We start from the raw sequence: 1,318 nt of genomic DNA on the forward strand, positions 1-1,318 counted from the left end.
GGGACTATCCTGAATTTTGTGCGCTGACGTGGTAACTGCTCGAAGAGGAGACCCACGTATGAGCATCGATAAAGAGATCTTGGACCGATTGATGGAAGGCCGCGCGCCTGGTGATTTGTTTGGCAAGGACGGCATTCTGTCCGAGCTGACAAAGGCGCTGGCGGAACGGGCACTGAGCACGGAGATGGACGTCCATCTCGGTGAAGAACGCGCCGAGGAAGCCCCTGAGGGGTATAATCAGCCGGCCAATCGGCGCAATGGCAGCAGTCAGAAGACCGTGACCACCGACAGCGGCAAGGTCGTTCTGGACATCCCCCGCGACCGGAACGGCACCTTCGATCCGATGCTGATCGCTAAGTATCAGCGCCGCTTTCCCGAGTTCGATCGCAAGATCATCAGCATGTATGCCCGGGGCATGACGACCCGCGAGATCCAGGGGCATATCGAGGAAATCTATGGCATCGAAGCCTCGCCCAGCCTGATTTCCGCGATTACCGACGCGGTCATGGAGGAGGTCACCGCCTGGCAGAACCGCCCTCTGGAACCCTGCTATCCGATCATCTTCATGGACGCGATCCGGGTCAATATCCGCAGCGATGGAGCCGTCTCGAACAAGGCGGTCTTCGTGGCCCTCGCGGTTCTGCCCGACGGCACACGCGACGTTCTGGGCCTGTGGTTCCAGGCCAATGAGGGCGCAAAGTTCTGGGCCAAGGTCCTGAACGATCTGCGCAACCGGGGCGTCCAGGACATCCTGATCGCCGTCGTGGATGGGCTGAAGGGCTTCCCGCAGGCCATCGAAGCGGCCTTTCCCCAGACCCAGGTCCAGACCTGCATCGTTCACCTGCTGCGCCATTCCATGAGCTTTGCCAGCTACAAGGACCGCAAGGCCGTCGCCACGGCGCTAAAGACGATCTACACGGCGGTGGATGCCGACGCGGCCGAGGCCGCTCTGGCAGAGTTCGAGGAGAGCGATCTGGCTAGGCGGTATCCGGCCATCGCACCGAGCTGGCGCCGGGCCTGGAACGAGGTGATCCCGTTCCTCGACTACCCGCCCGAGGTGCGCAGGCTGATCTACACCACGAATTCCATTGAGGCATTGAATTCGAAGATCCGGCGCGCCGTCCGAACCCGCGGTCACTTCCCAAGCGATGAGGCAGCAGCGAAATTGATCTATCTGGCGCTCAATGCTACATCCACCGAATGGAAGCGTTCGGTGCGCGAATGGCACGCTGTCAGAAGTCAGCTTGCCATCATGTTCGAAGACCGCTTCCCAATGGCGTAAAAAAACGCGTCAGGCACAAAATTCGGCACAGTCTCT

1 protein-coding gene is annotated in these 1,318 nt (G+C 60.3%); it reads left to right on the forward strand.

Features of this window, described 5'->3' with window-relative positions:
• The first annotated feature begins 58 nt into the window (after positions 1-58).
• Entirely contained in the window at positions 59-1,282 is a 1,224-nt protein-coding gene (locus tag C8N42_RS21325; protein ID WP_107818396.1) for an IS256 family transposase, read from the forward strand.
• Positions 1,283-1,318: the final 36 nt, after the last annotated feature.

The organism is Celeribacter persicus, from assembly GCF_003050785.1.
GTDB lineage: Bacteria > Pseudomonadota > Alphaproteobacteria > Rhodobacterales > Rhodobacteraceae > Celeribacter > Celeribacter persicus.